This is a genomic window from Paraburkholderia nodosa DSM 21604 (assembly GCF_000519185.1).
Classification (GTDB): Bacteria; Pseudomonadota; Gammaproteobacteria; order Burkholderiales; family Burkholderiaceae; genus Paraburkholderia; species Paraburkholderia nodosa.
In genome coordinates, this window is the sequence record NZ_JAFA01000010.1 from 126,897 (window position 1) to 139,992 (window position 13,096).

At 65.2% G+C, this 13,096-nt stretch carries 10 protein-coding genes; 4 read left to right on the forward strand and 6 right to left on the reverse strand.

What is annotated here, in order from left to right:
* Positions 1 to 11 precede the first annotated feature (11 nt).
* From bcsB to A3CW_RS0116975, 5 genes are all read right to left on the reverse strand, one after another.
* Positions 12 to 2,378, reverse strand: a complete 2,367-nt coding sequence (gene bcsB / locus A3CW_RS46590) for a cellulose biosynthesis cyclic di-GMP-binding regulatory protein BcsB (protein WP_051481523.1) — start codon at positions 2,376 to 2,378, stop codon at positions 12 to 14.
* The gene (gene bcsA / locus A3CW_RS46595; RefSeq protein ID WP_245623672.1) at positions 2,375 to 4,600 is read right to left on the reverse strand and encodes a UDP-forming cellulose synthase catalytic subunit; all 2,226 of its coding nucleotides are present in this window, start codon (positions 4,598 to 4,600) and stop codon (positions 2,375 to 2,377) included. Before bcsA ends, bcsB begins: the two co-directional genes overlap by 4 nt.
* 17 nt (positions 4,601 to 4,617) lie before the next feature.
* Positions 4,618 to 5,064 (reverse strand): BcsR/BcsP family cellulose biosynthesis protein, encoded by a 447-nt coding sequence (gene bcsR, locus A3CW_RS0116965; protein ID WP_028204634.1) that lies wholly within the window; start codon positions 5,062 to 5,064, stop codon positions 4,618 to 4,620.
* 97 nt (positions 5,065 to 5,161) lie between these two features.
* Positions 5,162 to 5,581, reverse strand: coding sequence for a cellulose biosynthesis protein BcsD (bcsD, locus tag A3CW_RS0116970; protein ID WP_245623673.1), 420 nt, complete (start codon positions 5,579 to 5,581; stop codon positions 5,162 to 5,164).
* Between the two features lie 462 nt (positions 5,582 to 6,043).
* Complete coding sequence (locus tag A3CW_RS0116975) at positions 6,044 to 7,660, reverse strand: MFS transporter (protein WP_028204636.1); 1,617 nt, start codon at positions 7,658 to 7,660, stop codon at positions 6,044 to 6,046.
* Positions 7,661 to 7,871: 211 nt separating this feature from the next.
* Between A3CW_RS0116975 and A3CW_RS46600 the strand changes: the two genes are divergently transcribed.
* The gene (locus tag A3CW_RS46600; protein WP_081771699.1) at positions 7,872 to 9,950 is read left to right on the forward strand and encodes an esterase/lipase family protein; all 2,079 of its coding nucleotides are present in this window, start codon (positions 7,872 to 7,874) and stop codon (positions 9,948 to 9,950) included.
* A gap of 13 nt (positions 9,951 to 9,963) precedes the next feature.
* Here the strand turns inward: A3CW_RS46600 and A3CW_RS0116985 are convergent, their stop codons facing one another.
* The gene (locus tag A3CW_RS0116985; protein ID WP_028204637.1) at positions 9,964 to 10,416 is read right to left on the reverse strand and encodes a monooxygenase family protein; all 453 of its coding nucleotides are present in this window, start codon (positions 10,414 to 10,416) and stop codon (positions 9,964 to 9,966) included.
* A 61-nt stretch (positions 10,417 to 10,477) separates the two neighbouring features.
* On the opposite strand from A3CW_RS0116985, the gene A3CW_RS46605 reads away from it, so the two are divergent.
* The 3 genes from A3CW_RS46605 (at position 10,478) to A3CW_RS0117000 (ending at position 13,087) form a co-directional block, all read left to right on the forward strand.
* The gene (locus A3CW_RS46605; protein ID WP_035513183.1) at positions 10,478 to 11,041 is read left to right on the forward strand and encodes a TetR/AcrR family transcriptional regulator; all 564 of its coding nucleotides are present in this window, start codon (positions 10,478 to 10,480) and stop codon (positions 11,039 to 11,041) included.
* A 75-nt stretch (positions 11,042 to 11,116) separates the two neighbouring features.
* Entirely contained in the window at positions 11,117 to 12,235 is a 1,119-nt protein-coding gene (locus A3CW_RS0116995; RefSeq protein WP_035513184.1) for a patatin-like phospholipase family protein, read from the forward strand.
* A 114-nt stretch (positions 12,236 to 12,349) separates the two neighbouring features.
* Positions 12,350 to 13,087, forward strand: a complete 738-nt coding sequence (locus A3CW_RS0117000; protein WP_245623674.1) for a glutathione S-transferase family protein — start codon at positions 12,350 to 12,352, stop codon at positions 13,085 to 13,087.
* Positions 13,088 to 13,096 lie beyond the last annotated feature (9 nt).

Below are 13,096 nucleotides of genomic sequence, written 5' to 3' on the forward strand. Positions count from 1 at the left end.
CCGGCCGTCTTTTAAACATGAGAACCTCGTCGTCCTTCTTCACGATGCGATGTCTGGGGAATGTCCAGATTCAGGCGTCTCAGGGCGCGCCGATGCAGGAGTACGCCGCCGAGCAAACCGATGAGCACGACGCTGACGAGCGTCGCCGCGAGCAGCAGCACGATGTGACTCGCGAAGAACCACTCGATCGCGAGCCGAAGCGGCAAGGAGCCGATGAAATAGCTCTGGTCCTTGTTCAGCGTGGTAAGGATGCCGTCATTGACGACCACGAGGCTGCCGCCGATCGTGTCGTCGACGCGGTAGTGGCGCGCTTGCAGCGCGTCCGCGACCGCGCTGAGGCCGCCCGGCGTGTTGCCCGATACGACCACCACGCTGCGGGCATGCGCGAGCGGCGACTCGAACCCGGCCACCATGCCGTCGTGGTCGTCGCTGCGATAGAGCGCGGCGATGTCGGCCTCACGCCTGGCTTGTGCCTGGCCGCCCGTCAGCTTGTCCCACCAACCGGCGAGCCCGTTGCCGGACGGCGGAGCCGGAGCGAAGAACCCGCGCGGCAAGTCGCTGCGCCACGCCTTGAGCAAAGGCTGGTTGTCGCCCGAGGCCAGCACGAGCAAGTCCTTTTGACGCAGCGATTCGACCTGATCCGCATTGGCCACCGTCACGCCCAGCACCGGATAGCCGGTGGCCTGCCCCATGCTGCCCATCAGCGTCAGATACGCGGAGTCGTCGTCCGCGGCCGGCTGCGTGGGCAGGATCACCGCGGTTTCGGACAGATCGGCGAGGCGCGTGAACGGAAAGCCCGCGTTGGCGAACGCGCCCAGATCCGGCATTGCCGTGTAACGCGGCAACTGCGAAATATCGATCGTCGAAGTCGGATCGATGGCGCTCAGCAGCGGGCCGCCGGGCACGTCCTGCCAGTGGTCCTTCGTCTTGACCGGCTCGTAGCGATAGTCGAATTGCAGCGTCGTCAGCGGCGGCAGCAGATACGTCGGAATCCGGATCACGGCATGGCCGTCCGATGCGTCTCCCGGCAGCGGCAACGCCGCGATCGGCGTGTTGCCTGCCAGCACATTCAGCGCCGAATGCGTCGACTCCGGGCGCGCCGTATAGCGATAACGCAGATTCAGCACCGCGCCGCTGTTGTTGAAACCGAACAGGCCCGGCGGCAGGCGCAGGTCCACGTCCATCGCGCCGGGCCGGAAACCCTGGATCGTGAACCGGTCCGCCGGCAACAGTTCGCCCAGCGCCACCGGGCGGTCGCCCGGCAACCAGTTCGGTGCGTCAAAAGGCTGGCGCGGTGTTGCGGCAACGGGACCGTCGATGCGGACCTGCGGGCCCGCCAGCGTCTTCGCGCCCAGCACCAGCGCCAGCGCCGCCGTGCGCAGTTGCGGCTCGTCGCGGCCCGCGACCAGCAGCAGCTTGCCGTTGGGGTCGTTGGGGTTGGGCACGATCGCCAGCGTCGGGGCGTCGACGGCGAGCGGGGCCAGGCCCAGGGCCGGCAACTCGTCGCGCAGCGCCAGCACGACGGCATGGCCATGTGCGGGCAGCGCGCCGAGACTCGCGGTGAAGTGCGAGCCGCGATAGCCCGCCTGCGCGCCCAGCCACGAGGCCACGATCCCCGCGGATTCGAGGCGCCGCGCGCCCGGTGCGCGCGGCAGCACGACGGGCAAATTCACGCGGCGCTCATCGCGCGCGTCGACGAACGGCGCGGGCAGTTGCGACAGGTCGCTGGAGACCGCCGCCGGCGCCACGGTCAGTTCGAGCGCGCTATTCGGGCCGGCTTTCAGCCAAAGGTCAGGACTCAGCGGATCGTTGCCTTGATCGCTGGCTTTGCTATGGGCAATCAACTCGAGGTTGAGGTGGTTGAACTCGCCGAGCAGCGACACCGGCAAATCCACGCTCACCTGCGTCGACGTGCGCGGCGCAGGCTGCGGCAACGCAATCGTCGCCCCCACCACGCTGTTGAGCAGCACATTGAGGTGCGAGAGCGCGGGGAGCAAGGTGGGCGAATAGCGGTAGTCGAGCACGAGCCGCGCGCCGACCACGCGCTCGTCACGGCGCAAACCGAAGTCCATGCCTCCATAGGCGTCCTCGCCGAGCAGCGTCAGCCCTTGCGCAGCGTTTTGCCGTAGTAGCGGGATGCGGTAGGTATAGGTATCGCCGGAGTCGGTAGCGGGCTGCGGCTGCGCCGATGCAGGCGCTTCGGCCGTCACGGCCTGCGACGCAAACGGCGGCGCCGATGCGGCCGGCGCGCTGGGCGCACTCGCGGCCAGCGCAACGTTGGCGCCGAACGCGAGCACGGCGAGCACCGAACCCAATCGCGGCGCCAACCGGCGCGCGCACGCCAGGGCGCGCGAAGGCAACAGATGGACGGGACTCACGATTGCTTCGATCCCAACTCGCCCGCCTGCGCCTCGGTCGAACGTACGAGACGCTCGCGTGAGCCCATCAGCAGATGCCTGAACAACTCCTTCAGGCCGCGCACGCCGACGCCGAGCACCTCGAACAGGCTGCGCAACGGCCGGTCGCGACGATAGCGGCCCCAGGAAGCAATCCAGCTGTCGGCGCGCGAGAAGGTCACGCGCATCAGGTCGCGTTCCTGATCGATTGTCAGGGCCGGGAAACTCACGCCCACGGTGCGGCCGCGGCACACCTGGACCTCGGCGGGGAACCTGCCCTCGTAGTCGTCGCGGAACACCGAGACCACGACGCGCTCGCCACGCTGAGGCAGCGGCGCGTCCTCGGGCAGCACGAGTCCGAGCCCGCCGTGCGAATAGTCGCTGGTCTGGCAGACAACGCGACGCCCGTCGGCCAGACGGATGGCGGCCGGCAACTCGATCTGCACGCGCGGCATGAGGCGCAGTTGCCTCGACTCGGACGCCACGCCTGCCGCCGCGCTCAGGTTCATGACGTTGTAGATCACCCAGACCAGGTTGAACAGAATACTCATCGCCTCGGGCCAGCCGGGACTGCGGATCAGACCGGCCACCCCCACCGCGAAGCCGGCAAGGTTGATGAGCAACAGAACGATGTAGGGCCGCGCCATCGCCCAATCCAGGAAGGACTGCCGGATCACCCCGCCCTTGGACGTCACGTTGAAGCCTCTACTGCCGGGAAACAGCACGGCCTGGAGCGCGGGCAGAATCACGTACCACGCCAGCACCGTTTCGTAGACCTCGCTCCAGAACGAATGACGGAAGCGTCCCTGAATGCGCGAGGCGCCGATGCTCGAAATCACGAGATGCGGCACGGCATAGGCGAGCACCATCAGCGCCGACGCATGAAAGACGTGCGCGCCGAAGAACAGATAGGCCATCGGCGTGATCAGGAACACGATGCGCGGCAAGCCGAAGAAGAAGTGCATCATCGCGCTGAGGTAGCACAGCCGTTGCGGCAGCGTCAGCCCCGAGATCAACAACGGGTTGAACTGGCGGAAGATCTCCGCCATGCCGCGCGCCCAGCGAATCCGCTGGCCGATGTGGCGGCCCAGGCTCTCGGTCGCGAGGCCCGCCGCCTGCGGAATGGCGAGATAGCCCGTGTTGTAGCCCTTCATGCTCATCTTGAGCGCGGTCAGCGCGTCTTCGGTGACGCTTTCGGTCGCGACGCCGCCCACTTCGTCGAGCGCGGAGCGCCGCAACACCGCGCAGGAACCGCAAAAAAACGCGGCATTCCAGAGATCGTTGCCGTTTTGCAGCACGCCATAGAACAGGTCGCCCTCGTTGGGCACCTTGCGGTAGGTTTCGAGGTTGCGCTCGAACGGATCGGGCGAATAGAACACGTGCGGCGTCTGCACCATGGCCATCTTCGGATCTTTCAGGAACCAGCCCATGCAGATCTGCAGAAACGAGCGCGTGGTGACGTGATCGCAGTCGAACACGGCGATGTACTCGCCGTGGGTCTTCGCCAGCGCCGCGTTGAGATTGCCCGCCTTGGCGTGCGTGTTGTCGGGGCGGGTCAGATAGTCCACGCCGGCCTGCTCGCAGAATGCCCGGAACTCGTCACGGCGGCCGTCGTCGAGCAGGTACACGCGCAGCTTGTCGGCGGGCCAGTCGAGCAGCGTCGCGGCCAGCACCGACTGCCGCACCACGTCGAGCGGCTCGTTGTAGGTGGGGATATAGACGTCCACCGTGGGCCAGGCCGACGTATCGGCCGGCAGCGGCGCAGGCCGGCGATGCAGCGGCCAGAGCGTCTGGAAGTAGCTGCACAACAGCATGAGCACCGCGTAGCCTTCGGCCAGCAACAGCAGATAGCCGAAGGTCCTGTCCAGCGAGTTGGTGAAGGACAGGGTCTGCGTCACGCGCCAGTACAGGTAGCGCAGCGACATGAATACCGACAACGCCACCAGCGACACGGTGAGGACGCGGCCGCGCACGCGGCTCAGCGCGATCGCGACGCCCATGCACAGGATGGCGAACAGCCACTGCTTCGACACCGCCAGATGGACCGTCATGGCCGACGTGAACAACAGCACGGCCGCCAGCGTCACGAGCACGCGTGACCAGCGCGACGCGAGAAGCGACGCACCCGCTTGCAGCAGTGTGTCGTCCCAGTCTCCGGCATCGTCACTTTGCCCCGCACCGGCCGCTTGTCGTTGCGGCCGCAACGATTTCCGCCTGGCGATCATGGCGCACCACGCTGCGCAACATCGCCACGAGGTTCATTGCGTTCCATGAGGCGCGCAAACACACTGCTCAGCGCGGCGGACTGCTGCACCGCGACGACAGGCTCGGGCGTGGGTTGAACGACAGGCTCTTCGAGTGCGGCCTGTTCAGCCGGGAGAGGTTCGGACGCGGCAGCGGGCATGGCGCAAACCGCGTCGGGTGACGCCTCGGTCGTAACGGGCGCATCGAGCGCATCAGCCGTAACGGGAAGATCGGCCGGATCAGCGGCGTCGGCCTGCGCCGACGCGACAGGCGCGGGTGCGACGAGATCCGGCTCCGCCGCGTCCAGCGTGGACCAGCGCCCACGCAGACCTTGCGTCTGCTCCGCCCTTTCCACTTCCCGGTACTGCGATGGGCTTGCGTCCGCTACCTCGAAAAGATTCGCAATGTCCGATGCACTGCTCATGCCCCGACCCCGTAGTATTCGTTGTGCTGTCCATCAAGGCGCGTCATGCGCGCAGCACGTTTTGTGTTTTTTTACTGAACTGCCGACCTGCCGACCTCTACTTACCAAACAGGAAAACCATCGTGCCCGACGCATCCGCAGGACCCGCCGTGGTCATGCGCAACTGAGTGTCGGCGCCCAACTGATGCATCCACGCTTCATAGGCCCCTTCGAGGAACGCCCCGGCCCACGCCACGTTCTCCGCGCCGAATACGGCCGTGAGCGGTGCGTGGTAATGCGTGAGCACCAGCCAGTCCTGAGCCTCGCGTATCTCGACCCGGCCCCAGTCCAGCTCGCCCCACACCTGATTCATGGCGTCCCGCATCGCAGCCACGGTGGCCGCCTCACCAGGTGCATATTGATGCGCGAATTGACCGCCCGCAGCGCGCATAAGCTGGGTCAAAAACCTGGGCGTCAGGTTCTGCGTCAACGCTTGCGTGAGGAACGACAGGAACGGACGCCATTGCGGTGCTGGCATGGAATTCATCACCTATTCATGCGCCCGGAAAGGAGACGCACAGGGTCAACAGAATTTGCAGAAGCAGCCATAGTCACCATTCGGGCAGTGACCGGCGTTAAGCGCAGGCGATCCTTGTGGGTGATTCCGGAAGAACGGCGGATCAACTGACGCGCGGCGGATTATACGTATTATTCTCGCCGTGTTTATTATTTAATTTGTCTTCAGCGCTAAATTTGTCACGCGTGCGCGACAAATCAAAAAGCGAAAACGTTTGCGCATAAAAAAGGGGCGCGCCAATTTAACGCCGCATCGAATTCATTAACCCATACCGCCGGCTTCCTCGAATACGAAACACGAATTCGGTCGTTTTCATTTTGAGCTGGCAATTTCGCCGCGCATTTATAAATTCACCTGGATTCGCTAATGATTCATGCCGAAGTGTCATTTCCGCGAATTCGATCAGGTGCAAACGTTTGCAGCTCATTTCCTGTGCTGTATGGCTAGCGCCGCAATACCCGCTCCAGCGAATGCGCACGCGGCAGACACAATGGCGACGGCACGCAGCGCGTCGATCATCGCGTCCGCTTCCGCACGCGCCACCAGCGTTGCGTGCGGCGTGCCGGCGCCGTCCGATGCGAGCCCGCCTTGCCCATCCGGCTCCAGCAGCTGCCGCGTCTCGCGTGCGTCCACCGGCACGTGCAATGCGTCGAGGCGCGACGCCAGCGCTGCGTGATGCGACCACACGAACACGATGCCGAGCACCGCCACCGCCAGCAGGCTCGCCACGCGTGCAACGGCATTGTTGATGCCGGATGCGACGCCGGTGCGCTCGCTCGACACCGAGCCCATCACGGTCGTGGTGAGCGGCGCGACGGTGATCGTCATGCCGAGCCCGAGCACCGCGAGCGCAGGAAAGAATCCGGTCCAGTAGCTGCCGCGCACGAACGGCAACGCCAATAGCGTGAACCCGAGCCCGGCGACGCCCGGGCCAACGGTCAACAGCGCGCGCGAGCCAAAGCGGCTCGTCAGGCCACCGGTGAAGCGCGACAGCAAGCCGATGATGACGGGCACCGGCAGCAGCGCCGCGCCCGCTTCGGTCGCGGTGAAACCATGCGCGCGGATCAGCGTGAACGGCAGGAAGAAGAATGCGCCGCCGAGCCCGAAGTAAAGCAGCAGTGTGACGAGGTTCGCGCCGGTGAAGTCGCGCGAACGGAACACATCGAGCGGCATCATGGGGTTGGCGCTGCGCGATTCGATCATGACGAACGCCGCGAGCACGAGCACGCCGGCGCCGATTGCGACCAGTACGACCGGATGCTGGAAACCTCGCGCCGACGCCTGGGTCAGCCCGAAAGTCAGACTGGCGAGTCCCCCGGCCGCGGCCAGCGCGCCGGGCCAGTCGAGCTGCCCGGGCGCATCGGGCCTGTGGCTGTTGGGCACCGATGAAATGGCGAGCGCGATGGTTAGCGCGGCGAGCGGGACGTTCAGGAAGAAGATCGCGCGCCAGGAAAATGCATCGACGAGCCAGCCGCCCGCCACGGGCCCCACCGCCGACGTGATCGCGCCGACGCCCGCCCAGGTGCCGATCGCCCGGCCACGCGCTTCGTCGTCGAACACCGCGCCGATGATCGCGAGGCTGCTGGGTACGAGCAGCGCCGCGCCGATGCCTTGAACCGCGCGCGCGGCGATCAGCGCAGCCGCATTCGGCGCGAGGCCGCAAGCCGCCGACGCCAGCGTAAACAGCGCGATGCCCGCGATGAACACCGTGCGGCGGCCAAGCTTGTCACCCATCGACCCGCCGACCAGCACGAGGGAGCCGAGAAACAGCAAATACGCGTTGACGACCCATTGCATCGCGGCGACGCTCGCACCGAGTTCGCTCTGAATGGACGGCAGTGCGACGTTGACGACGGAGCCGTCGATGAACGCCATGCTCGAACCCAGGATCGTCGCCGCGAGCGCGAGACGCTTGCGCCGGCACGGACGGTCGACTGAGGTGGGCTGCGTGCGGATGACGAGCTCGTCGCACGGGCTCGCCTGCGCGGCGACGACATGCGCGCCCTTCGGCCCGCTTTCAACAAGATCCGGGTTGGCCAAGTTCGCTCCCGTGTCGATCGATGGTGACTAGAGTCTGTTGATGCCAGCGGCGCGAGTCAACCCGGGAGAGCGCATGGGCGTCGGCCGCGGATCACCGTGCGGACGCGATCCAGATCAGGCTGGTATACATCGGTCTGCCGGCCACCGCGCTGCGCCGTCCCCCATTTCGCCACACGCTTGAGCGCGACCGCGCGAATGGCCTGGATCCTTCATGACGCGCCCTTACCCATCACGCATGTCGCGTTGCCCGCAGTTAGCCCATCTGTCGGCCAATGTGTCGGCCCTCGTCGTTGCCGCGCTGCTATGCGGCTGCGCGATGGTGCGCGTGAACTCGCTCGGCCCGCAGCAGTACTTTGCCATGCGTCGGGGAGATATTCTCTCGACCGGCCAGTTGAGCGCGGCGACACAGGCCACGTTGCGGGTTGCGGCCCTGGACGAAAGTTCGTGCCAGAGTGCGCCGCAAGCGTGTATCGATACGATCGCAACCGTCGGCGGACTCAGTACCGAACAGCGCCTTGCCTGCCTCGCCGAGTTATCGCTCCAGATGGCGCTCGAGCAAACGCCGCCTGCCGGCGCCCCCTGGACCGACGCGCAATTCGATTCGTGGCTCAAGACAGCGCGATACGCGTACGCGTTTCTGTTCCTCGGCCAGCGCACGGCGGGCGAACGGGCATTCGAGGACCGCCAGACGCAGGTTCGCGACTACTACAACTATGCGGTCCAGGAGCTTGCCGGCGCGCTGTTTCTGCGCGGCACCACCACTGAAACGACCACCGGCCAGCGCGATCCGGCAAAGCAGTTCATAGCAGGCTGGACCATCCATGTCGACCTGAGAGAGGTCCGGCTGCCCGAGGGCGTACGCGAACTCAGCGAAGTCATTCCCGCCTCGGGACTGTCGTTCGCGGGACTCCACAGTACCTATCGCCGTGACGGTCTGGGTGCGGATCTGGTTGCGGTCACGCAGCCCGCCCAACCCGACCCGGATAGCGCGACGACTAACAGCGCAGCGACAAGCGCTGAAGACGATGCAAATGCGAACGCAGGCGCAACCATCTGGCTCGCACCCGGCTCGCGTCCATTCAATGAAATGCCTTCGCCGAACGTCACCGCACTGCTGCTGTTCGGCAATGGCACGCTCGAGCAGCTGCTCGATTCGCACGACGTGGTGTTCTCCGCCTACGATCCGTTTCGCGTAGAGAGCGTAGAGATCAATGGCGAGACCGTGCCGCTCGCGGCCAACTTCAGTGCGGGCTACGGCATCTGGCTTGCCCGCTCCGGCTTTGCCAGGCAGTCCTTGCGTTCGCTGCTCGGCCGCACGAGGGGCATCGATCGTCCGCGCATCTACATGATGCAACCGTTCGATCCGGACCGGCGCATCGTGCTGATGCTGCACGGGTTGGCCAGCAGTCCCGAGGCGTGGGTCAACGTCGCCAACGACATTCAGGGCGACGAAATGCTTCGCCGGCATTTCCAGGTCTGGCAGGTCTACTACCCGACCAACGCGCCCATTCTCGTGAACCTCGCGAGGATACGGCAGGCCGTGCAACTGACACTCGCGCATTTCGATCCCGCAGGCGAGCTGCCAGCGTCGAACGGTATGGTGCTGATCGGGCACAGCATGGGCGGCGTGCTCGCGCGGTTGCTCGTGTCGTCCTCCGACGACGTTCTGTGGATAACCATCCAGAACAAGTACCTGCCCGAAGGCGTCGACATCGTGCGCGAGGATGAGCGGCTCGATCGTCTGCTGCGCTTTACGCCGATGCCACAGGTCGAGCGCGCGATCTTCATCGCCACGCCGCATCGCGGCACGCCGTTCGCGAGCAATCGCCTGTCTCGCTGGGTCGCAAACCTGGTGCGCCTGCCGCTTGCGCTGTTCAAGGAGATCGACGAGATGCTGCAGAGCGCCACCAACGCCGATAGCACCCAGCGGGCCGGAAAGACCATCCCGATTCCCAACAGCATCGAGCAGTTGCGGGAGACCGATCCGATCATCCAGTCGATTTCACGACTGCCGATCAGCCCCGATGTGTGCTTTCACTCGATCATTGCGCGACGCCGTGCGACGGGCCCGCTCGAAGATTCCGATGACGGGGTCGTCCCCTATCGCAGCGCGCACCTCGATGGCGCGCTCTCCGAAAAGGTGATCGTTTCGGGACATAGCGTTCAGGAAACTCCTGAGGCGATTTTCGAAATCCGCCGCATTTTGCACGAGGATATCGAGGTGTTTGATAACCAGGGCGCACACGAAGGCGCTTGCGGCAGGCCCCAGGCTGTGCGTGAGATGCCGTGAATGGCGCCTTCGTCTAGTCCGCCGCCATGCGCTTTCGCGCGGTCATAAAAGGTCCGGTCGGCTGGCGCGCCGGCGCGAAGCGGTCGAAGCCCACGGGGCCGGGCATGTCGATATAAACCGCCTCCATTCCTTGCCGGCTATAGCTTTCATGCCAGAAGCCCGCGCCGCCGCTGTCGCGCAGAAACTCGCCCCACCAGCGCGAATGCGGCGCGCTGCGGGTAAAGGCTTCGAGACTTTCGAGGTCGCGCCAATACTGGCGGATGCCGACATGATTGAGGGCGAAGAGGAACTGCTCGCTGGAGAGCAATCCCTCAGGCGGATTCAAATCGATTTGCCGCAAGCCTTTGCCGATGCCGAACAAGGTCGCGATCCCGCGCATCCGGCGCACGCGAAAGCCCAGGATGATGACCACAAGATTCGGGTACGTGCTGAGGTCGACGGACCTACGGGTAACAGAGGCTTGCATGGCGGCTCCCGGTTGTTTACGCTGTAAGCATAGCCCCGAATGATTACAGTGTAAACAACAAATGAGCGATTCGAATTTGTCCCTCCGTGACCGTCTGGTCGATTGCGCGCTGGCCTTGCTCGAACAGGGCGAAAGCGACGTCAGCCTGCGTGCGGTGGCGCGGGCCGCCGGCGTTTCGGCGATGGCGCCCTATCGCCATTTCGAGGACAAGGCGGCGCTGATGGGCGCCGTCGCGCTCAAGGGCTTTGCCATGCTGGAGGCAAGCGCCGAGCGCGCCAACGAGGCCCACGACGCGCGCGAAGCGCTCGAGGCGCAGGGCGTGGCCTACGTTGGCTTCGCCCGCGCGCATCCTGCGCTGTTCCGGCTGATGTTCGCGGACGGGGCAGGACTCGCCTTGCCCCATGAGGATTGCCGGGGCGCTTATACGCTGATGGCACGCAACGTGGCGGAACTGGCGCCGCATTGCGTCGAGGCGGGGGTGCTCGCCTGCTGGGGACTGGTTCACGGTCTGGCGACGCTGGCGCTCGACGGAAGAATTCCGGCCGATCCGGCCGGTGAGCGTGCGGCGATCGCGCTGATAACCCACGCGCTGAAGGCCGCGCCGCCCGCCCTCGCCGGTTCCTGAGGCGGCATCCGCAGCACGCGCATTCCCTCTCGCGCGTACGATTGCCGGCAACGCGATGACGACGAGAGAGGAGCCATGGCGACAGAGGAATCCACGAGCGGCGTGCAGCAGTCCGGCCCCAAAGTCGCGCTTGCCCTGCAAGGCGGCGGCTCGCACGGCGCCTTCACGTGGGGCGTGCTCGATCGATTGCTCGAATCGACATCGCAGGGCACGCCGTTCAGTGTGGAGGCGATCAGCGGCGCGAGCGCAGGCGGAATCAACGCGACGCTCTGCGCGGCGGGCCTGGCCAGCGGGGGCGCCACGAAAGCGCGCGAGAGGCTGCGCACCTTCTGGGAAGCGGTGTCGCGCGCCGGGGAGCAGGCCGGCAATGCGCTCTTCGGCTTTTCCGAGCCCGGGCCGTTTGGCGGCTGGAATATCGACTGGAGTCCTGGCGCCATCTTCTCGGAGATCGTGGGACTCGTCGCTTCGCCTTACAACAATCCCTTCTATCGCGATCCGCTCGGCCCGGTGATCCGCTCCGCGCTCCCGGAATCCGATCTCTCCACGCTCAACGCGAAGAGCGGGAGCCCGCAGCTTTTCATTTGCGCGACCAACGTACGCACCAATGAACGCACCATCTTTACGCAGCCCGAAATTTCCGTCGATGTGCTGCGCGCTTCCGCATGCCTGCCAAGCGAATTCCGCACCGTGAACGTCCACGGCGTGCCGTACTGGGATGGCGGCTATCTGGGCAATCCGCCTTTGGCGCCGTTGATCACCCATGCCCAGGACCTGATCCTGATCCTCGTGAATCCGTTCGTGCGCCACGACATGCCGCCGAAAAATGCGCGCGGCATTCTGGACCGGCTCAACGAAATCGGTTTCAACGCTTCCGTCGTGCTGGAGATCAACGCGATCGAAGCGGTCAACCGCGTGCTCGACTCGGTTGGCGAGGAAGCCGCGAGCCAAAGCCGCTTCAAGACCGTCAGGTTTCACCTGATCCGCGACGACGACTTTCTCGCGCAGTTCGGCTTCGTTTCCAAGAGCAGCACGTCCTGGTCGCTACTCAAAACGCTGTTCAACCGTGGACGCGAGGTGGCGGACGGGTGGCTCAAGAAGGACTACGCAAATCTTGGGCAAGCGTCTTCGCTCAGCGTCAAGGATGCGCTGCTCGATCCCACGCTCAAGCAGGTCAGCGGATCGCAAACGCAATAAAGCGCGTGGCGTAACATTCGGGCCTGGATCGGCTGAGCGGGGCCAGCGCGCTGGCCCCGCTCGCCTTGAGGGAGCAGACCAATGCCGTTCGCATATATCGACGTCGAAACAGCCGTGCAGCGTGATGGCTTGCGCATGGTCGTGGTAGGTGGCGTTCCGAGTCCCTGGAGCGAAGCGGCCAAGGGCATCCTGCACATCAAGGGTATCGAGTGGGCTGCCGTGCGACTCGCCTACGACAGCGAGACACTGAAGCAGTGGACCGGGGAACTGAGCGCGCCCGCGCTCATGGTCGGTCAGGAGCGACCGCGCCGCGGTTGGGCGGATATTCTTCTACTCGCGGAGCGGTTGGTGCCCGCACCTTCGTTGTTGCCGGAGGACCCCGCCGAGCGTGCTCTGGCTTTCGGCCTCGCGCATGAACTGTGCGGTGAAAGCGGTTTGGGGTGGTCTCGCCGCCTGCAGCTGATTCATGCGGGTTTGCAGAATCATGGTGGCTTCCCCGAGCGGGTCGCGAAATATCTGGGCAAGAAGTACGGGTACAGCCCGCAAGTCGGTGCGGCTGCGGCCGGCAGCGTGAAGGCAGTGCTGGGGATGCTGACTGCGCGCCTGAAAGCTCAGCAAAAGGCAGGCTCTTCGTATTACATCGGCGACTCCGTGACCGCGGTCGATGTCTACAGTGCCAGTGTCCTGGCGCTCTTGCGCCCGCTGCCGCACGACGTGTGTCCGATGGACGCGACCGTGAGGACCGCTTTCGAAACGCGGGATCCGGAGACCGACGCGGCATTGGATTCCATCTTGCTCGAGCATCGCGATCTGATGTACGCGCGACATCTTGCGTTGCCGCTATCGTTGTAGGTGAACGGA